Here is an 18,973-nt window from a genome sequence, read left to right on the forward strand (position 1 = left end):
TTGTCCTGCTGATGCCTGCGGGGTTTAGCTCTCGCTCTGTTCGTTGCGCGCCTTCGCGTTCGGCGGCATGCCCGCCTGCCACTGATCCGCGCCATGCGCACGCTGCCCGGAGTGCTCGTAGTGCAGCGCGCGCGCCTTGTCGGCATGACGCTGACCCGGCGCATGCTGCGGCGCATAGGCATGGCCGCGCAGCGCGGCCTGCGCCTTCTTGCGTTTCAGGAACGGGCAGCGGTCTTCGGCGGGCACGTTTTCATCGGTGAGGAAGTACTGCTTCCATTCGAGATTGCCGGGATCGCCATAGAAGCCGAGATCGGGATGCGCGCTCACGTCGTCCCATGTTTCGAGGCGCTTGCGCACCTGATTGCGCGCCTCGCGGCCGATCACCTTGTTCGTGATCGTGTCGACGAACACACTGCGCGGCTGGAACAGCAGCACCATGCCCGGCCCGAGATTGCGGCTGTGACGCACCTTGAAGGTCGGCAGCGCGCACACGACGAACATCTGCACGCCCGCGAACGAGAACTCCCATTCCTCCTGCGACGGCTCCGGCTGGTTATCCGCCTCGGGATCGGGATCGACATCGTGCAGATGCTGCAGCGTCTTCCAGAACCATTGCTGGTATTGCTCGTGCGTGAGCAGCTCGCGATCGGGCTCGAAAAACACCGCGATGTTGTTGCGCCGGTACGCTGGCTGCGACGCGAGCATCGCGAAGGTGTTCATCGTCGCGGGCAGTTCGCGGATGTCCTTGCCGTTCACGTACGCGTAGAACATCTCGCCGCGCCGCTCGGCCATCGTGCCGAAGAAGCACGGATACTCGGGATGCATCACCTGCTCGCGCAGCGTCTCGTACGCGTTCGCGAGCCACGCGGGCGGACGCGCCGCCGCGCCGGTCCGGCTGCCGGCGATCACCCGGCTCGTCCAGTCGTTGGCATCGAAGTCCGCGCCGGCTGCGTCGGACGATTGCATCCCGCGAAACTGCGCGACGTCATCGTGTGCTTGCATTGTCATTCCTGTTGGTCATCACCGCCCATGCGGCGCGCGCCATGGGGCGCGCCCCGTCCGCGCCCGCTTTTTGTTCTCATGCGGGCGTTCAACGTTGCTCGAGTTGTGGGGTGTATGCCGGCGCTTTCTGCGGAAGCGCCTGGAATGCGGGCCGCGCCCGTCGCCGGATTCAGGCTGGCGTCTTGCCGTCCAGTTCGGCGACGAGCGTCTGCACCCAGTCGTCGGGAATGATCGGCTGGTGATACGTGCATTCCGGCGACGTCACGGTGGAACCGTGGAGACGGCCATCGGGAATCAGGACCATGTCGCCGGGATGCATGTCGAGCTGCATGCCGACGTTGCCCCAGAACAGCATGTCGCCTTCCTGGATCGTCACGAGGCGATGGTCGTTATGCACATGCGTCGTCGAGCACATCTCCAGCGGTTCGACGAAGGTTTCGCGATCGATGTCCGGGCACTCCGCATCGATGCGCTTGCTGATGCGATGCGCGAACTCGACATAGCGGCGAATGGCCGAGAGCCAGCGCAGTTGCTCGCCGAGATCCCAGCGTCCGCGCTCCGCGATGCGTTCGCCCGCCACGACGCCCTGCACACCCTGTGCGACGGCCGCATCGCCGTAACGTTGCGCGGCCTCGCCGAACGCGCGCGTGAAGCGTGCGGCCAGTTCCGCGCGGCGCGCGGCGGGATCGGCGGGCTTGCGGCCCGTCGGCTGAAGATGCGCGCACGCCCGCTCCAGCCCGATGCCGAACGCGAGCCACTCCGCCTCTGCCGCGAACGCGGCCCCGACGAACGCGAACGCGCGATCCGGCCGGCGCGCGAGCGCATAGAGCAGATTGCACTTGGCGAGGCTCGTCGGCAGATAGAACTGCCAGTACGCGTGCTGCTCGCGCGTCAGTCCGACGAAGCTCGCGATGCGCTTCAGCAAGGCATCGTCGGGCAGGTCGCCGTCGAGCGTCGGGCGCGCATCGGCGGGCACGAAGTCCATGAGACCGCCCGCATTCGCGCGCGCGAACGCACGGCGCTTCGATACCGCGAGCGCCCAGCGCTGAACCATGATGAAGCGCAAGCCCTCTTCGAGATAATCGTTGCGCATGAGGCGCGCGAAGCTCGCTTCCCAGAACGCGCTTTCCTCGTCGACGATGCCCGCGAGACGCGCCGCCGCCGCATCGAGGCTTACGGCGGCATCGGCGTCGAGTGCGAGATAGTCGAATGCATACGCTTCGAGAAACGGCGCGATCTGCGCGCCGAGCGCGCGCGTGCCGTCGCGATAGAAATCGATGTAGCGCGCCCACTCGCCGGCATCCGGCGACTTCGGCAGGCGCGCGACATCGAGCTCGTAGATCGACATCAGCGTACGGTTCGAGGCGAGCGCCGGCAGACGGCTCACGTTGTGGCTGCGCACCGGCTTTCTGAACTTGAGGAATTCGAAGTCCTCGGGACGCAAAGGCCGGCGATGATAATCGCCGTCGAGCACGAGCTCGTCGACTGTCGCGCTGCGAAACGGCGTCGCGGCGGCGAACTGTTTGATGAGCGAGAGATAGTGCTCGCTCTGCCCGTCGAACGACGAGAAATCGAAAAGCGGTGGCACGGCCAGCGTCATGATGTGAATGTCCTTTGCTTGTATGAGTCTTTGCGGTTTGGCGTGAGCCTTCAGCCCGTCATGGCGACGAGCACGCGCCGCCTGCCCTTGAACGGCGCGCGTCCGTGCGACATCAGCACGTTGTCGAGCGCGAGCAGATCGCCCGGCTGCCATGCGAACGCGAGCATGGTGTCGCGATACACGGCGCGAATCTCGTCGAGCGTCGCGGGTTCGATCGGCGTGCCGTCGCCGTAGAACGTGTTGCGCGGCAGCCTGTCTTCGTCGACGACTTCGAGCAGCGCGTCGCGCACATCGACGGGCAGGTTCGACACATGGAACAGATGCGCCTGGTTGAACCACACGGTCTCGCCGGTCAGCGGATGACGCAGCTCGGACTGGCACACCTGACGCGTGCGCAGCGCGTCGCCGTCGTCGAGCCATTCGCAGGCGATGCGATTCGCGCGGCAATAGCGCTCCACTTCGGCGCGATCGCTCGTACCGAAAACCTGCTCCCACGGCAGATCGAGTCCGTTGCCGTAGTTGCGCACGTACATGATCTGCCGCTCGGCGAAGCGCCGCCGCAGCGCGGGATCGAGCCGCCGATACACGGCGCGGCTGTCGGCCACGGGCGTCGCGCCGTTTTCTTCCGCCGCGGTTTCGCAGTAGAAGAAGATCGATGCGGGCCAGCGCAGCGTGTACGACTGCTCGTTGTGCTGGTCGATCCATTGATCCGCGGGATATTCCGTCGACGAGAACACGCCCTTGCCGATCTTGCTGCGCGGCGTCGAGCCGAATTCGTAGGCGTGCAGCGTCGGCCCGAAGCGCGACGCGATATCGTCGAGGCCGTCGGCGCCGAGTGCATCGAAGCCGCGCAGCAGCACGCCGCCGAATTCCCGCATGCCGCGCTCGATGCGCGGCTGCAACGCGGGCATGAACGCGTCGAGCGGGCCGCCATCCTTCGGGCGAAGTTCCAGCACGCGCGTGCCGTTGCACTCGATCGCGCGCTCGTCCGTGGTGTTGATCACAGCGTCCATGTTTCGCAGTCAGGTTGCATTGCGCCGGCATCGGCAAGTGATGCTTCGACGATCGCCAGCACGCCGCTCGATTGCTCGTCGAGGTAGAAATGCCCGCCGTCGAAGTCGTGCACCGTGCAGCGGCCGCGCGTTTCATCGGCCCAGGCGGCGACGTCGTCACGATTCGCGGTCGCGCTGTCGTCCCGGCCGATGAACACGTCGATCGGACACGGCAGCGGCCCGGCATGCGCGCGCGCGGGATACGTGCCGCACAAGTGAAAGTCCGCGCGCAGCACGGGCAGCATGAAATCGATGAACTCGCGGTCGTTCAGCAGCGCTTCGTGCGTGCCGCCCAGTTCGCGCAACCGCGCGATCATCGCCTCGCGTGTACAGGTGAGCCAGTGCGTCTCGCGCACACGCCGCGAAGGCGCGATGCACGCCGACACGCCGAACCACACGGGCTGTTTTCCGGTGCGCCGTTCGATCTCACGGATCAACGCCACGCCGGCCAGCGCGCCCATGCTATGACCCATCACCGCGAAGGGAACGTTTGCGTCGAGCTCGGAGAGAACGCGCGTTGCGAGTGCGTCGGTCAATTCCGGCCAGCGCGTGAGCGGCGCGAGCGCGCGCTGTGCGCCGTGACCGGGCAAGTCCTGCGGCAGCACGCGTGCGCGCGTCGCGAGCGCTTGCGGCCAGTGCCGGTACAGCAGCGCGTTGCCGCCCGCGTGCGGCAGACAGATCAGCGACACGGGCTTCGCGCGCGCGCCGTCGATGACAGCGGCCATCGCTCAGTCCGCCGGCTGCCGGGCCTGGCGCGCTGCGTCCTCGGCCATCTGCTTGCGCAGGCTCAGCGGGCGCATGTCGGTCCAGACCGTGTCGATCCAGGCCAGACATTCTTCCTTTTTCCCCGACTTGCCGGCCTCGCGCCAGCCCGGCGGAATCGCCTTGAAGTCCGGCCAGATCGAGTACTGCTCTTCATCGTTCATCACGACGTGGAAGACCGCGTTGTCATCGCCCCAACTCATTGCCTGCTCCCTTGTAAAGGCTTTTCCAGTGTGTGATTAAGAATCATTCAAGGTTGTGACGCCGTCGTGAACTGAAAATCGACGGCCGTTCTCGTCCTTGGCAGCGCCCAACCTTTATAAAAGCTTACACTTTGTAAACGCGAATGGTTCCTATTTAGACGTCGAAAGTTAGTGCCCGCCCCTTCGGATGTCAAGACTTTTTGTGCGAAATCGATTTCCATTCCGCTGAAAAGGGCCGCTCGGACCCGCGAAATCGAACGTTCGGTCGGCAGCGCGTTTTGCTTGTTTGCCGATAAATGAGAATTGTTTATACTCAGCGGCCGACGGAAATTCGCGGTCCGAATCTGCCATGCAGCGCGAATCCCGACGCCCCTTCCTTCATTCGAACATTCAATGAGACGCCTGACACGCGGATCCCTTCGGTTACTTCTGTTGCTCGCCGCTCCCTGCCTCGCCCTTCTGTTCTGGGCGCTGCTCTTTCGGACTACGGAGCAAATCGATACGGTGCAAATCGCGCGTGGCGATATCGAATCGAGCGTCGCCGCATTGGGCACGCTGCAGCCGCATAGCTATGTCGACATCGGTTCGCAGGCGTCAGGAGAAATTCGCCGCATCACCGTGCAGCCGGGCGATATCGTGAAGAAGGGGCAACTGCTCGTCGAAATCGATCCGAGCGTGCAGCAGGCCAAATTCGACGTGGACCGCTCCGCGCTCACGAGCCTGCGCGCGAAGCTCGTGGGCGAAGAAGCGAAGCTCGTGTTCGCGCAGCATCAGTACGAGCGCCAGCGGCGCATGACGGCGGAAGGCTCCACGCGCGACGAAGACGTGCAAAGCGCGTATGCGGCGCTGCAATCGTCGCGGGCGACCATCGACGACTTGCGCGCGGAGATCGAGGGCGCGCGCGCCACGTTGCTGGGCGACGAAGCGCAACTCGGCTACACGAAGATCTACGCGCCGATGGCCGGCACCATCGTCACGCTCGATGCGCGCGAAGGCCAGACGCTCAACGCGACGTATCAGACGCCGGTCATCCTGCGTATCGCCGATCTCTCGACGATGACCGTCTGGACGCAAGTCTCCGAAGCCGACGTCCTGAAAGTGACGCCCGGCATGCCGGTCTATTTCACGACGCTCGGCGCCGATCGCCGCTGGACGGGCGCGGTGCGGCAGATCCTGCCCGCGCCGCCGAACGCGGTGGTGCCATCGAACGATCAGCAGGCATCGCCCGCCGCCAACGCGATCAACACCGGCAAGGTCGTGCTCTACACCGTGCTCTTCGACGTGCGGAACGAGGGTAAGCAACTGATGCCGCAAATGAGCGCGCAAGTGTTTTTCGTGGCGCAACAGGCGCACGACGTGGTGATCGCGCCCTTGTCGGCGATCGCGCCCGTCGCCGGATCGAACGATCTCTACACCGCGCAGGTGCTCGAAAACGGGCGTGCGGTCACGCGGCAGATTCGCGTCGGCGTGCGCGACCGCCTCAACGCGGAAGTGCGCTCGGGTCTCGCGCCGGGCGAGCTGCTCGTCACCGGCATCCGGCGCGCGCGCGCCGCCGAGGGCAAGTTCCAATGGTGACGCCGCTCATCGAACTGGGCGACGTGCGCAAGTCGTACGGCGGCGGCGGCGAAGAGCCGCCCGTCGACGTGCTGCGCGGCGTGTCCCTGTCGATCCAAGCGGGCGAGTTCGTCGCGATCGTCGGGGCGTCGGGGTCGGGCAAGTCGACGCTCATGCATATCCTCGGCTGTCTCGACCGGCCTTCGTCGGGACGCTACCGTTTTGCGGGCAAGGACGTGACGAGCTTCAACGCCGACGAACTCGCGTGGCTGCGCCGCGAAGCGTTCGGCTTCGTGTTTCAGGGCTATCACCTGATCGCGACGGAATCGGCGCGCGAAAACGTGGAAGTTCCGGCGATCTATTCCGGCGCGACTCCGGACGCGCGCCGCGCGCGCGCGACGGAACTGCTTTCGCGCCTCGGGCTCGGCGAGCGGCTCGATCATCGGCCGAATCAGCTTTCGGGCGGGCAGCAGCAGCGCGTATCGATCGGGCGCGCGCTGATGAACGGCGGCCACATTCTGCTCGCCGACGAACCCACGGGCGCGCTCGATTCGAAGAGCGGCGCGGAAGTCATGGCGCTGCTCGGCGAACTGTCCGATGCCGGTCACACGATCATCCTCATCACGCACGACCGGCAGGTCGCCGCGAAGGCGCGGCGCATGATCGAGATTCGCGACGGGCAGATCGTCGCCGATTCGGCCAGCGACCACGCAAGCGAACGCCCGCGCCCCGGCGTGCTCGACGCGACGGCGCTGCTCGCGTCGATGTCCAGAGGCGCGTCGCACACCGCGTCCCTGCTCGCGGACGTGCACGAAGCGCTGCGCGCCGCGTGGCGCGTCGTGTGGAACAACCGCTTTCGCACGCTGTTGACGCTGCTCGGGATCATCATCGGCGTGGCGTCGGTGATCGTGATGCTCGCGATCGGGCGCGGCGCGGAACGCGAGGTGATCGCGAAGCTGGCGAGCTTCGGCACGAACCGCATGTACGTGACGCCCGGCGGCGACAATGCGCGCGGTCCGGGCGGCACGCTCGATCCGGCCGACGTCGAGCGCGTCGCGCACGTGCCGAACGTCGCGGTCGCGATGCCCTTTCTTTCGGGCCAGGTGACGCTGCGCTCCGGCAACGCCGATATCCGCACGAGCCTGTGGTCCGTCAGTCCCGACGCCTCGCGCGTGCTGAACTGGAAGCCCGTGCGCGGCGTGTTCTTCGACGCGAACGACGAGCGCAATCTCGCCACCGTGGCGCTCATCGGCAAGCGCGTGCGCGAGAAGCTTTTCGGCGAGTCCAATCCTGTCGGCAAACATGTGCTCGTGAACAACGTGCCGTTTCTCGTGATCGGCGAGCTCGAAGAAAAAGGCGCGACCTCGGGCGATGCCGACGACGACGACGTGATCCTCGTCCCCTATTCCACCGGCAGCCGGCGCGTGCTCGGCACGACGCATCTGTCGTGGATTTCGGTGCTGATCGATCAGCTCGATCTCGCCGCCGAGACCGCGCAGCAGATCGGCACGATGCTCGAACGCGCGCATCACGTGCGCGATTTTCAGATCTACAACCGCGCGGCCTCCGTGAAGGCGCAGAGCGAAACGCAGGACATGCTCACGCTGATGCTCGGTCTGATCGCGGGCATTTCGCTGCTCGTGGGCGGCATCGGCGTGATGAACATCATGCTCATGACCGTGAAGGAGCGCACGCGCGAGATCGGCATTCGCATCGCGACGGGCGCGCGGCAACGCGACATCATGCGCCAGTTCCTCACGGAAGCGACGCTCATATCGGGCATCGGCGGCGCGCTGGGCGTGCTCATCGGCGTGCTGATCGGCGCGGTGCTGATCGCGGCGAGCGTGCCGACGATCTTCTCCGTGCGCGCGATCCTCGGCGCATTCGCGTGCGCGCTCGTCACCGGGCTGATCTTCGGTTTCATGCCGGCGCGCAGAGCGGCGCGGCTCGATCCGGTCATTGCCTTGTCGAGCGAGTGAGGACGCGATGAAACGATTGCTCGTGCTCGCGCTCGTCGTCGCGCTCGGTGGATGCCTGAGCAATCCGCCGCCGCCCGCGCCCGATGTCGCGGTGCCGGCGACATATCGCTATGCGCCCGATGCGTCGAGCGGCGATTCCGTCACCGCCGACTGGTGGCGCCGCTTCGGCAGCGACGAACTGGATCGGCTCGTCGCGCAGGCATCGGCGGGCAATTACGACGTCGCCGCCGCCATCGCGCGCGTGAAGCAGGCGCGCGCGAACGCACGGATCGCGGGCGCCGCGCGCTTTCCCAACGTCAGCGGATTCGCCGACGCCAGCCGTCAGGGCGGCTTCATGGTCAACGACGAGCTGCCGAGCGGCAGCGCCTTCGACGCGGGTTTGTCGGCGAGCTACGAGATCGACTTCTGGGGCAAGAATCGCGCAACGAGCGATGCGGCCATCGCGCGCGTGCGCGCATCCGAGTCGGATCGGGCGACCGTGCAGGTCACGCTCACGGCGGACGTCGCGAACGCATGGCTGCAAACGGTCGCGTTGCGGGAACGCGAAGTCATCGCCGCGCGCAATCTGGATACGGCGCGCAGCATCCTGCGCAATGTCGAATCGCAGTATCGCGCGGGCTTCGTCACCGCGCTCGACGCCGCGCAGCAGCGCACGCTCGTGGCATCGCAGCAGCGCGCGATGGCCGCGCTGCATCAGCAGGGCAACGACAGCGAAGCATCGCTCGCCACGCTGCTCGGCGTGCCGTCGTCGGGCTTCGCCGTCTCGACGCATTCGCTCGATTCGCTGCGGGCGCCCGCCGTCGATACGGGCTTGCCTTCGTCGCTTCTGGTGCGCCGGCCCGACGTGGCATCTTCGGAAGCGCAACTCGCCGCCGCGCACGCCGATGTCGCCGCCGCGCGCGCCGCGATGTTTCCGACCGTGACGCTCACGGCATCCGTCGGCACGGGTGGCGACCGCATCCAGCGCATCTTCGAGAATCCGCTCTATACCGTCGCGGGAGGTTTGACCGCGCCGATCTTCAACGCGGGGGCGCTCGCCGCGGGCCGCGATCTCGCGCTCGCGCAACAGGAGGAATTGCTTGCGGCGTACCGGCAGTCGATCGTCGCGGCGTTTTCCGACGTGGAACGCGCGCTCAATGCGAGCGCCGGCGCGGATGCTCAAACGCAGGCACAGGACGACGAACTGCGCGAGGCGCGCCGCACGCTCGAACTCGCGCAGAGCCGTTATCGCGCGGGCGCGGAGACGGCGCTCACCGTGCTCGATGCGCAGCGCACGCTCTACGCCGCCGAGGACGAGCACGTGCAACTGCATCTGGCGCGCTTGCAGGCGGCGGTATCGACGTATCGCGCGCTCGGCGGCGGATGGCGCGCCGTGCCTTAGAAGGCGAACTCGAAGCTCGCCCGCGCGCCGACGCGCAGTTCATTGCCGATGCCTTCGACCACGATCGCGTTCTGCCCGAACGTCAATCCGCCGTCCACGCGCGGGTTCGCCCGCCAGCCGAACATCGTGTCGAGCGGCTCGTTCGGCCAGCGGGCGTCACGCGTGCCGTGCGCTTGATCGACCGTCGTGATCGGACAGCGCGCACAGGGTTTCACCATGCGCAGCGCGATGCCGTCGATCGTCAAGGTATCGATGAAATCTTCCTCGAAGGCGTCGAGGCCGCTCAGCACGATGTTGGGACGAAAACGGTCCATCGGGATCGCGGGCGCGCCCTTGGCGTCCAGACGCGCGTTGAGTTCATCGAGCGATGCCTGATTCGTCACGAGCAGCGGGAAGCCGTCGGCGAATTGCGTGGGCGCGTCGGCGTCGAGCGTCCAGGTCTTGCTCGCGAGGCGCGTGACGTCGTCGGCGAACCGCACGAGACGCACGGGCGCGCCGAGGATCGCGGAAAACCAGCGCGCGGCGGCATCGCCTTCGTCCTGCGCGACGAAGCTGTCGCGCCAGACGCTCACCGCGACGCGCTCGCGCGCGATCGACGCGTCGTATGGAATCTCGAGCGATGTATGCGCGCCGGGCGCGCTCAGCACGAGCCCGCGCTCGGCGAGTTGCGGGCGGATGCGCGCCATCGCGGGAAATTCGCGCTGCGACACGAACCTGCCATTGCAATCGATGACCATCCAGTGACGATCCCACGGCAGCCCGTGCGGCTCGAGCCGTACCTGATGCAAAGGAATCGCCCCGCACGATTTCACGGGATAGACGAAAAGCGCGCTGATGTGAGGCATGAAGTTTGAGTTTTGCCGGGGATTGATCGATCTTCATGCGCCGAAATCCGCCGCGCAAGCCGCACCGCGAATCGACTTCAGATGCGAATGATTTGCATTTAGAGACAAATTGTTCGATCATCTACCTTCAATTTTTTTGCGAGGGCCACGCCGCCTATGAACGCTGTCTTGACATACGAACGTTCGGAACGCGACGCACGGATCGTGCTGGAGTCGCTGCTCACGCGTCAGTCGCACTGGCCGCTCGTCGAGCCCGCACCGAACGACGACGAACTCTCGCTCATCATCGACGCCGCCTTGCGAGCGCCCGATCACGGCCGTCTGCGTCCGTGGCGTTTCGTCGTCGTGCGTGGCGCGGCGCGCGATGCGCTCGGTCAAGTGCTCGTCGATGTCGCCCGCGCGCGGGAGCCGGACGAACCTCCGCAAACGCACGAGCATCGGCGGCAGCGCGCGCAGGCCGCGCCGATGATTATCGCGCTCGGCGCGGCCGTATCGGCTGAATCGCACATTCCGGAGATCGAGCAATTGCTGTCGGTCGGCGCGGCCACGATGAACATGCTCAACGCGATCCACGCGCTCGGCTACGGCGGATTCTGGGCGACCGGCCCCGATGCCTACGATGCGAATCTGCGTAGCGCGCTGGGTTTTCAGGCGTCGGAACGACTTCTCGGCTTCCTCTTTGTCGGCACGCCGGGATCGGCGCCCAAGCGCATGAAGCGGCCCGAGCGCGGCGTGCATCTGCGCGAATGGAACGGCGTCGCGCCGTAGACACGGCATGCTTCCGATGCGGGACAACTCTCTTTTCGACGACGCGCTTGCGCATTACCCCGACGCAAGCGATCAACTCGTGATCGACGCGGTCCGCGCCTGGTTTCGGCCGCATTGCGACGCGGTGCGCGGCAGCCAAACCTGGCGCGATGTGCTGAGCGAGATCGGACCGACTCGCGACGGACTGCATCGTTTCGACATGTTCATGGCCGAGCTGGCGCGGGCTGCGCGTCGTCCGCTGGATATACGCTGCCGCTGCGCTCATGAATTCGCCGGCGATGAAACGCGGCTGCTCCAATCGATCGCGTGTCTTCAATCGAACGATCGAATGGCTGCGCGGGTTCTGCTGACGGACTGGATCACATCGTCCGCCATCGATCGTCTTGCCGATAACACGCACTGGTTTGCCATGACGCTTCTCGATGCAGGTGTGATCGTGAGCAAACGCGCACGCCGCGCCACATACTTCCATTGAACGAAATGACCGAAGTCACGACGCTTCCAGTTCTCGAAATCGGCGACACGACGGACAAAGGCTCATCGGCCGGCTGGTTATGGCGCAGCGAGGCGCCGCGTTTCATCGGCCATCCGCTCAGTCTTCGCCCCCGTACCGACGAGCTTCTTTCCAGCGATGCTACGGTGTACTTATGGAGATTTCGCACGGAATGGAAGCGCGTGTCCAGAATCGAGGGTATGGCAAGTCTCTCGAAGGCCGAAGCCGCACGCGTCGCCCGTTTTCCGAAATCGCCGCTCAGCAAACGTTTCGCCGTGGAACGTGCGTCGCTTCGTGAAATCCTGTCCGGTTTGACGGGCAGGCGTGCGGCAGAAATCGAGCTCTCGGAGGACTTCGGCGGACGCGTGCAACTGGCGTCGCGGCAGGGGCAGTGGTCGATCGCCATTGCTCATGTCGCGCTATGGACGGTGATCGGTGTGTCGCGCTCGCGTATCGGACTTGCGTCCGTGAGCGCCGACTATCGCAGCGGCGACATGCAGCAGGAGACCGACGCATGGCGAACCGTTCGCGCGCATGTGCGGCAGTCGAGCCTGCGCGATGCGGGCATCGAAGCAGACGTGAAGGATGTGTCCGGAGCCCTGCTAGATAACGAAGATGCGTCATATCGCTTCGACGCGCCTTCCGACCATCGTTGGCATCTCGTCGATCTGCCGATGGCCGGGTCGAATCTGCTCACATTGACCGCGCCGTATCCGATGGAACAGGTACACGGGTTCGGATGGACGAGCAGCAGCGGTTATCTATTGACGCGCTGAAGCGCTTCGAACTGTTGTCCGTGTCACCGCAGGTCCACATCAAAGAGCCGGCCCCATGCGTAATCCACCTCGTCCGGACGGATCGGGAACACGCCCGCTCCCGGCGTAAATGTTAGCTCACCGAAATAGATGTTTCCGTTCGATTCGTAGAGATCGACTCTTACATACTCGAATTCACTCGCCAGGGCGCGTGCAACCGAAATCACGGAATCCAGGTTCTCGGGCGGAGGCGCGGGCGTTTCGCTGCGCGGATAGTGACCGACCCAGATGTCCTGCCACTTCCAGGCGGCATCGTAGGTGTCGCCGCGAGGGATGGCGCCGAATCGGTCCGAAATGACGGTGATGAACAGGGTCTGCTCACCCGACGGCCGATTGAACACGTGGACCTTGAGATCGGCAGGAACTTTCCCGTCTTCGTCGAGCAGAAGGCTTTCGAAGAAAATACGCGGCTCGATCGTGCGGTAATGACGTTCGCGCGCCACTCTATAAAAGGGCGTCGATAACCACTGCTTCGACAGCGCCGCGAGCTTTTGAAACGGCGTGTCGTTCTTGTCCTTGATGACCTTGACGAAGCCGCTGCCGTGGTTTGCTTTCATGACGAACGCGGACGGAAGGCGCTCATAGACGTCTTCAGTGAAAGCTTCCGGATTCGCAATCAAAGGGATGAGATGTGTCGGACCGACTTTTTGCGCGACATACTCGCGCACTTTCAATTTGTCGGTGAGATCGATATAGCGAGGATCAGGATAGAGACATCGATACAGAATCTTTTCGTTGAACGTTTCGGGATTCCGTATGTTAGGAAATCGCCCGACTTTATGACGATGCGCGATTCGCAGGAATACGGAATCCGGCAAGCACGCCTTCGCACCGCCGATGAGTGTCTTCGCAAGCAGCATCCGGAATCCTCGGAAGATGTCCAGTCATGTGTGTAGATGAATAGTGGAGACTGTTTCATTGGCGACGTTCGTCGAAACATCATTGCAAAAGGCAGAACGATGAACTGTGCGGCGGCGCACATAGCCGAGGTTCTCGAATTCAGGCCGCGGCGCTTGTTGTCAATGTGCTTCGCCGCGCCCTCGATTTCTCGGCGAGGTCTCGCTCCGTGTCGCCGTGCTGCGATCATCTGGCTTGCCCGGAGGCTCGTTGCCGGATGACGTCGGTTGCTGCGTACTTCCTAAGCTTTCTTTTCGCGAAGGAGAAGCCGCGCGCGGAGGCATGCCAGGACGTGACCGTGTTTTGCCTTGTCTCCCTGCGTGCCGAGTCGCTTGCGCTTCCGACCGCCCTCGGGCCGGTTTTCCATTCGCATGCACATGAGCTTTGGACGCATGACCGCGTGTGCTGATCGAATGATTCGATGGCGGTCGACGAGCGGCGCTGACCTTTTCCCGATTTCCTTTCTCTGCGGTTTCAACGATCGTCGGCGCAGTCGCTAACTTGCTGCACCAGGACGTGGCGGATAGAGACGGTATGCCGGTTATCACCATACATGGCGACGCACTGCCGACAAAACCGTGATTCATTGGGTATGTCAACGCGAGGGAGCGGTCTTGCGCGAGCAGTATCGTTTCTTCATGCTTCGCGGCCCCCGTCTTTTTCGGGCCATTCGATCCCGCCTGCGGCGCGACAGGTGCGGTCAACTCACGGACAGTACCCGCCGCACTCGCCACGACCGGTTTCGATTGCCCGGCATTTTCGTGAGAAGCATTGCGTATCCATGCGTATGCACCGATCACGAAGAGAAGGCAGACAGTCAGCACCACGACTAACCGGTTCCGGCTGAATCTTTTCAGTGGCGCCGATAACAACGGCCGAACACCCGCTTCGTGCAGGGACTGTTCAGCACCGTCGGGTTCCACACGCTGACTCTCGCCTACGCGCGACGATGCTGCTCGCACCATTGCGCGCGCGGCATCGTCGATTCCGACATCGAGGAGCGATGCGTGTCCGCGTGTCAGCACAGCCCCATGACGGTCAGCGCCGCAATATGGGCACGACAGGTCATCAGCCTGCGACACGGTCTCGCAACGAGGACAAACGACGGAGTAAAGCGACCGCAACTCTTCTCGCTGGTCCATAGTGACACATCGGTTTTCGCGCTATGCGACAGGTGCTTCCTGCAAAGGAAGGTCATGATCCGGGCAGGTCGCCACTGACGTTAGCATATTCATACCCCTTTAGATAGACGAGAAAAATCGCCGCTTCGCCCTGACCGAAGGCATTCCGGCTATTCATCAGAACATAGCCAGTCCTACTTTTTTAAATCCTTCGCATACGTGAATCAAGCAAGGCGTTCTGATCTTTCATAGGACGATTGGCGGCCACACGAACAAATTATTCCGAAGTACTATCTTGTTTCTCCCTATCGAGGCCAGCGTATGCGCCGAGCCGTTATTCTCAGTCTCGCGCCATTGGTCGATAACGAAAGGGATATGGTCTTGGCCGCCGACGTCAGGCATTCCCGGGGCTCGACTGTCGATCGAATTGTCCTCTCGACGAAGCGCCCGACAACAGTGATAGTTCCCGACGAGCCGCATTTACGCGCCCGCACCGAAGCGGCGAATGCGGATTTATCGTTCGTGGATGTGGATCTCGCCGTGCCACACGGACCGAAGATCTCATGCCGCATTCCTTTGATCGGACGATTCGTTCAGCACACGATCGATCTGGTCCCCGATAACATTCCCCGCTGGCTCGCCTGGGCAGCCGCCGAAGTGAACTTGCGCGCGCGGGCTTCTTTCAGTGATACGTCCGCCTATCACGTCTGGGGGCGGTTGTGGGCGTATCGACTGGGCGCGTGGCGTCCCGTCGATCTCGCAGTCGATAAGATTGAATCGAACGATTACGCAAAGCAGTTCGAACTGACGACGCGTGAACCGTCAGTCTTGCAGATCGGCGGACCGGCCATCCTGCCGCGTCTCGTATCGCTCCCGGAGGGCCGCGCGAAAGTGCTTCTCAAGGCCAACGCGGAGACCGCCGCGAGTGGCGATCCGTTGAATATCGTCGTGTCGCGCGTGACGGAAGGGCCGCGCAACACACTGCTGTCCCTTCTTTCGATGAATCACTCGATGTACGCCGAAAGCGTCGCGAAGGAACTGGGCAGCGGGTTCGACTGGAAAGGCATCGGCGATGACCCGCTGAGCGGATGCGCGCTCGGCTATGCCGCAATGCGCCTTCGCGCGCTCGATCGATTCACGCTGTCGGACGCACGCAGTCTCTTCCAACTGGCGCGCGGATCATCTGACGCCGCTATCGTGCTCGCGGCGCGGGAACTCGCCGACAACGCTCCCGATCTTTCGCGGGTGATTCGCCTGCTCGATGTGGGCATCGGGCGTGGCGTGCCCGTGCTTGCGCAGTCGTTGGCCGCGGCGACCGCGGCACTCGATGACTTGCGGCGACGCCCCATTCAGACGGACGAAAAGATGCTCGCGACGCTCACCGAGAAAGCGCGCGGATACAGTCAGGCAAAAGCCGGCGAAGGCTCATTCCTGAGCTTTTACGGACAGGCGCCGCATATGCCCGGCCGCCAGCAGCAGCATCAAAGCTATGACCATCATGCGATTCGCCGCTTCGGGGCGGCCGTCGCTTCCGTGGCATCGGTCTTCAAGCCTATGTCGGCTACCGTCCTCATCAATACAGAGAGAAGCATTGAGCAGCCGCAACATGCAGGTTTCGATACCGCAAGATAGTCCGGACATTTAAAGTCTGAGGATTGATCGTGCGCGCTCTTTGGGGAACCAGACACGCATGGCGAAGGTCTGCATAGGGAAAGGCGGCTATCCCTCAGAAGTCCTCTTTAGCAGCGAATAAGCACTGCACTGTGCTTTCAGATTCCCGTCAGTGAAGAAGTCCTCATACATAAAGTCGAAAAATAAATTCAATAGTTACGACCGTTCGTTAGCTGGACGATAAGATTCACAGCTTTATGAATCTGTCGCGAAGCCAAGCAGCGTAAGTCATTGGAAGGCGTGTCCGAAGCGACATTTTTTTGATGTGTGGGCTGCCGCACGTACAGCAAGTTGGCTAGGCTTGAAGGTAAGCATAGGCGCAACATTGCTGCACAGCAGCGCGCCTGCCGACCGCACGTCATCTGTCTGATGTTTCGTTATACCGATTGTGCGCATGCTGCAACGCCGTGAATCGGGCGAAATGTCGAGGTCTATCTGTTTTGCGCCACATCCGCTTATCGTTGGATCGACGTGCGATCCATAAGGGAAACCTCTGATGAACACTCCGATTCTCGGAATCGATCCAGTGCCCGCGCGCACACGCGACAACACGTTTTCCGCCAGTGATTTCTGGAAACTGATCGTCGATAACGTGTGGCTGATGATTGTCATGATCGCCGTAGTCACCGGCGCCGCGACGCTTTACGCGTTCCTGGCTACCCCGCTGTATTCGTCGGACGCGCTCGTCAAGGTCGATTATCCGAACCCGAATGCTTTCGGCTTCAATACTCAGGTCCAACAGCAGGTAATTCCTCCGTCGCTGCCAACCGATGCGGAAATCCAGATCATTCAGAGCCGCGGCGTGCTCCTTCCGGTCATCAAGAAATATCATCAGGACCAGTCTGTCACGCCGCGTCAGGTGCCGGTGATCGGACGTATATCGGATCTGTTCGCTACGCCCGGCGAACCCGTGGCGCCCTTGCTCGGCCTCAAGTCGTTTGCCTGGGGCGGCGAGATTGCGAACGTGAGCACGCTGGATGTGCCGCCGCGCCTGGAAAACAAGACGCTCATCCTGCGCGTTCTACCTGACCAAGCGTATGAACTGATCGACTCCGACGGCAATCCGATCCTGCATGGCGCCGTCGGACGGCTGACCAGCGCGGATGGCACTTCCATTCTGATAGACAAATTGGTTGCGCGGCCCGGCACCGAGTTCAAGGTCGTGCGCTACAGCGAATATCAGGCAGTCGCGCGTTTCCTGAAAAGCCTGAAAGTCATGGAATCGACAAAAGATTCCGGTGTCGTGCAAATCGCCTATGAAAACGAAAATCCCCGGCTTGCGCAGGAAATAACCGACGCAATTGCGCAGACTTATATTGCGGCCCATGTCGATCAACATCGCGAGGAAGCCAGCGTCACGCGCAACTTCATCATCGGCGAACTGCCGCGTCTCGAGCGCGAATTGCAACGTGCCGAGAGCGAACTGACCAACTACCGCACCTCCGCCAATTCGATGCAACCGGGCACCGAAGCGTCGTCATATCTTCAGGGCAGTATCGACCTCGAACGGCAGATCGCCACGCTCACGATGCAGCGCACTCAAACGGCGAGCCGCTTCGTGCCGGGCTCGCGCGAAGTGCGCACCATCGACGAACAAATCGCCACGCTCAACGCGCAGAAACAGGCGTTCGATAAGCGCTTCGGGCAGTTGCCGGTTTCCGAGCGCAAGCTGATGGACCTCACGCGCGACGCGAAAGTGGCCGAAGACATCTATGTCGCGATGCGTGAAAAGGCGAGCGAGCTTGCCGTCACGCGCGCGGGAACCATCGGCAATGTGCATCTGATCGATTCGGCCATCTATCCGACCGATCCTTCGAAGCCCAGGCGCATGATCATCATGGCCGGCGGCGCCGCTGGCGGCGTGATTCTGAGCATCCTGTTCGTATTCTTCCGCGATCAGCTTTCGCGCAAAGTGAAGACGCCGCATTCGGTCGAGCGAAGTTTGAGCCTGCCCGTCTTCGGCGCGGTCAGCTTCAGCCCGATTCAGGCGCGTCTGGATCGCACGTCGCGGCCTTCGCTTTTGCCCGGCAAACGCCGGCTCCCGTTCATTACGCGCGATGTCTCGCCCCGCGTGCTGAGCGACCAATCCGAAGCGATGTCGCGTATCGACGGAAGCCACGCGCTCTCCGCCCTCGGCGATCGCGACATGGCCGTGGAAGCGTTGCGCGCGGTGCATGCGTCGCTCATGCTGGACATCGCGCCCGCGCCGAACAACGTGCTTGCGGTCGTCGGCGCTACGCCGGGCACGGGGAAGACGTTCGTCGCGTCGAACCTCGCCGTGCTTCATGCGCAGACCGGCAAGCGTACGCTTTTGATCGACGGCGACATGCGGCGCGGGCGCATCGCTTCGATCTTCGGACAGTACGGCGGCCACGGTTTTGCGGAAGTGCTCGCGAGCAAGGCGCAGATCGATCAGGCGATTCGCGAGAGCGACGTGCCGGGCCTGTCGCTGATGACGGCGGGCCGCTTCCCGGCCAATCCGTCGAAAATGCTTTCGACACCGCGCCTCACGCTCGTGCTCGATTACCTGCAGGAGCGCTTCGACCTCGTCATCATCGATACACCCGCGGTGCTCGCCGTCAGCGATGCGAACCTGATCGCCGCGAACGCCGGATCGTCGGTGATCGTCGTGCGCCCGAGCGCGCAGAGCGAAGATGAACTGGAGGAAGCTATCAAGCGGCTCGACCTCACCGGCGCGCGCATCGCGGGTGTGATTTTCAATGCGGTTCCCAAGCGTCGCAGCGAGAAGCGCACGTATGCGTACGCGAGCATGTACACATCGAATCTTGCTACGGAAGAGGAATAGGCACTCCGTTCCTCTGCGGACTCG

Annotated in this window: 15 protein-coding genes; 8 read left to right on the forward strand and 7 right to left on the reverse strand. The window is 63.3% G+C overall.

Annotated features, from left to right (window positions below):
• Window positions 1-24: 24 nt before the first annotated feature.
• From NOV72_RS26275 to NOV72_RS26295, 5 genes are all read right to left on the reverse strand, one after another.
• Window positions 25-966 carry a YqcI/YcgG family protein gene (locus tag NOV72_RS26275; protein ID WP_106857461.1) on the reverse strand — a complete coding sequence of 314 codons (942 nt, stop codon included), beginning with the start codon at window positions 964-966 and terminating at the stop codon, window positions 25-27.
• A 205-nt stretch (window positions 967-1,171) separates the two neighbouring features.
• Window positions 1,172-2,602 (reverse strand): cupin domain-containing protein, encoded by a 1,431-nt coding sequence (locus NOV72_RS26280; RefSeq protein WP_106857462.1) that lies wholly within the window; start codon window positions 2,600-2,602, stop codon window positions 1,172-1,174.
• Between the two features lie 50 nt (window positions 2,603-2,652).
• Window positions 2,653-3,615, reverse strand: a complete 963-nt coding sequence (locus NOV72_RS26285) for a TauD/TfdA family dioxygenase (protein ID WP_106857463.1) — start codon at window positions 3,613-3,615, stop codon at window positions 2,653-2,655.
• Window positions 3,603-4,379 carry a thioesterase II family protein gene (locus tag NOV72_RS26290; protein ID WP_106857464.1) on the reverse strand — a complete coding sequence of 259 codons (777 nt, stop codon included), beginning with the start codon at window positions 4,377-4,379 and terminating at the stop codon, window positions 3,603-3,605. Before NOV72_RS26290 ends, NOV72_RS26285 begins: the two co-directional genes overlap by 13 nt.
• A 3-nt stretch (window positions 4,380-4,382) precedes the next feature.
• The gene (locus tag NOV72_RS26295; RefSeq protein WP_106857465.1) at window positions 4,383-4,619 is read right to left on the reverse strand and encodes an MbtH family protein; all 237 of its coding nucleotides are present in this window, start codon (window positions 4,617-4,619) and stop codon (window positions 4,383-4,385) included.
• A 504-nt stretch (window positions 4,620-5,123) separates the two neighbouring features.
• On the opposite strand from NOV72_RS26295, the gene NOV72_RS26300 reads away from it, so the two are divergent.
• Genes NOV72_RS26300 through NOV72_RS26310 form a run of 3 tightly spaced genes read left to right on the forward strand, consistent with a single transcriptional unit; the run spans window position 5,124 to window position 9,533 of the window.
• On the forward strand, window positions 5,124-6,194 hold the full coding sequence (locus NOV72_RS26300) for an efflux RND transporter periplasmic adaptor subunit (protein ID WP_245933157.1): 1,071 nt from the start codon (window positions 5,124-5,126) through the stop codon (window positions 6,192-6,194).
• Window positions 6,188-8,152, forward strand: coding sequence for a MacB family efflux pump subunit (locus NOV72_RS26305; protein WP_106857467.1), 1,965 nt, complete (start codon window positions 6,188-6,190; stop codon window positions 8,150-8,152). Before NOV72_RS26300 ends, NOV72_RS26305 begins: the two co-directional genes overlap by 7 nt.
• Window positions 8,153-8,159: 7 nt before the next feature.
• Entirely contained in the window at window positions 8,160-9,533 is a 1,374-nt protein-coding gene (locus tag NOV72_RS26310; protein ID WP_106857468.1) for an efflux transporter outer membrane subunit, read from the forward strand.
• Here NOV72_RS26310 and NOV72_RS26315 read toward each other — a convergent pair.
• On the reverse strand, window positions 9,530-10,378 hold the full coding sequence (locus NOV72_RS26315; RefSeq protein ID WP_106857469.1) for an MOSC domain-containing protein: 849 nt from the start codon (window positions 10,376-10,378) through the stop codon (window positions 9,530-9,532). The two genes, NOV72_RS26310 and NOV72_RS26315, sit on opposite strands and share 4 nt — an antisense overlap.
• Window positions 10,379-10,534: 156 nt before the next feature.
• Here NOV72_RS26315 and NOV72_RS26320 point away from each other — a divergent pair, with 156 nt between their 5' ends.
• From NOV72_RS26320 to NOV72_RS26330, 3 genes are all read left to right on the forward strand, one after another.
• Window positions 10,535-11,146 carry a nitroreductase family protein gene (locus NOV72_RS26320; RefSeq protein ID WP_106857470.1) on the forward strand — a complete coding sequence of 204 codons (612 nt, stop codon included), beginning with the start codon at window positions 10,535-10,537 and terminating at the stop codon, window positions 11,144-11,146.
• A 79-nt stretch (window positions 11,147-11,225) separates the two neighbouring features.
• Window positions 11,226-11,621, forward strand: coding sequence for a hypothetical protein (locus tag NOV72_RS26325; protein ID WP_245933158.1), 396 nt, complete (start codon window positions 11,226-11,228; stop codon window positions 11,619-11,621).
• Window positions 11,622-11,839: 218 nt separating this feature from the next.
• The gene (locus tag NOV72_RS26330) at window positions 11,840-12,415 is read left to right on the forward strand and encodes a 4'-phosphopantetheinyl transferase family protein (protein WP_146150048.1); all 576 of its coding nucleotides are present in this window, start codon (window positions 11,840-11,842) and stop codon (window positions 12,413-12,415) included.
• A 23-nt stretch (window positions 12,416-12,438) separates the two neighbouring features.
• Here the strand turns inward: NOV72_RS26330 and NOV72_RS26335 are convergent, their stop codons facing one another.
• Window positions 12,439-13,314 (reverse strand): ATP-grasp fold amidoligase family protein, encoded by an 876-nt coding sequence (locus tag NOV72_RS26335; RefSeq protein WP_106857473.1) that lies wholly within the window; start codon window positions 13,312-13,314, stop codon window positions 12,439-12,441.
• A 1,539-nt stretch (window positions 13,315-14,853) separates the two neighbouring features.
• Between NOV72_RS26335 and NOV72_RS26345 the strand changes: the two genes are divergently transcribed.
• Both NOV72_RS26345 and NOV72_RS26350 read left to right on the forward strand, forming a co-directional pair.
• Entirely contained in the window at window positions 14,854-16,104 is a 1,251-nt protein-coding gene (locus NOV72_RS26345) for a hypothetical protein (protein ID WP_146150049.1), read from the forward strand.
• Window positions 16,105-16,639: 535 nt separating this feature from the next.
• Window positions 16,640-18,949: a polysaccharide biosynthesis tyrosine autokinase gene (locus tag NOV72_RS26350; protein ID WP_106857476.1), complete on the forward strand. Its 2,310-nt coding sequence runs from the start codon at window positions 16,640-16,642 to the stop codon at window positions 18,947-18,949.
• The last annotated feature ends 24 nt before the right edge of the window (window positions 18,950-18,973 follow it).

The sequence above is a fragment of the Caballeronia novacaledonica genome, assembly GCF_900258035.1.
Taxonomy (GTDB): domain Bacteria; phylum Pseudomonadota; class Gammaproteobacteria; order Burkholderiales; family Burkholderiaceae; genus Caballeronia; species Caballeronia novacaledonica.

What these genes read in the sequence shown, in the direction of transcription:
- NOV72_RS26290 (WP_106857464.1), bottom strand. Translation starts at nt 4,379, where the DNA reads ATGGCCGCTGTCATCGACGGCGCGCGCGCGAAGCCCGTGTCGCTGATC.
- NOV72_RS26335 (WP_106857473.1), bottom strand. Translation starts at nt 13,314, where the DNA reads ATGCTGCTTGCGAAGACACTCATCGGCGGTGCGAAGGCGTGCTTGCCG.
- NOV72_RS26315 (WP_106857469.1), bottom strand. Translation starts at nt 10,378, where the DNA reads ATGCCTCACATCAGCGCGCTTTTCGTCTATCCCGTGAAATCGTGCGGG.
- NOV72_RS26305 (WP_106857467.1), top strand. Translation starts at nt 6,188, where the DNA reads ATGGTGACGCCGCTCATCGAACTGGGCGACGTGCGCAAGTCGTACGGC.
- NOV72_RS26285 (WP_106857463.1), bottom strand. Translation starts at nt 3,615, where the DNA reads ATGGACGCTGTGATCAACACCACGGACGAGCGCGCGATCGAGTGCAAC.
- NOV72_RS26350 (WP_106857476.1), top strand. Translation starts at nt 16,640, where the DNA reads ATGAACACTCCGATTCTCGGAATCGATCCAGTGCCCGCGCGCACACGC.
- NOV72_RS26295 (WP_106857465.1), bottom strand. Translation starts at nt 4,619, where the DNA reads ATGAGTTGGGGCGATGACAACGCGGTCTTCCACGTCGTGATGAACGAT.
- NOV72_RS26330 (WP_146150048.1), top strand. Translation starts at nt 11,840, where the DNA reads ATGGCAAGTCTCTCGAAGGCCGAAGCCGCACGCGTCGCCCGTTTTCCG.
- NOV72_RS26280 (WP_106857462.1), bottom strand. Translation starts at nt 2,602, where the DNA reads ATGACGCTGGCCGTGCCACCGCTTTTCGATTTCTCGTCGTTCGACGGG.
- NOV72_RS26320 (WP_106857470.1), top strand. Translation starts at nt 10,535, where the DNA reads ATGAACGCTGTCTTGACATACGAACGTTCGGAACGCGACGCACGGATC.
- NOV72_RS26310 (WP_106857468.1), top strand. Translation starts at nt 8,160, where the DNA reads ATGAAACGATTGCTCGTGCTCGCGCTCGTCGTCGCGCTCGGTGGATGC.
- NOV72_RS26275 (WP_106857461.1), bottom strand. Translation starts at nt 966, where the DNA reads ATGCAATCGTCCGACGCAGCCGGCGCGGACTTCGATGCCAACGACTGG.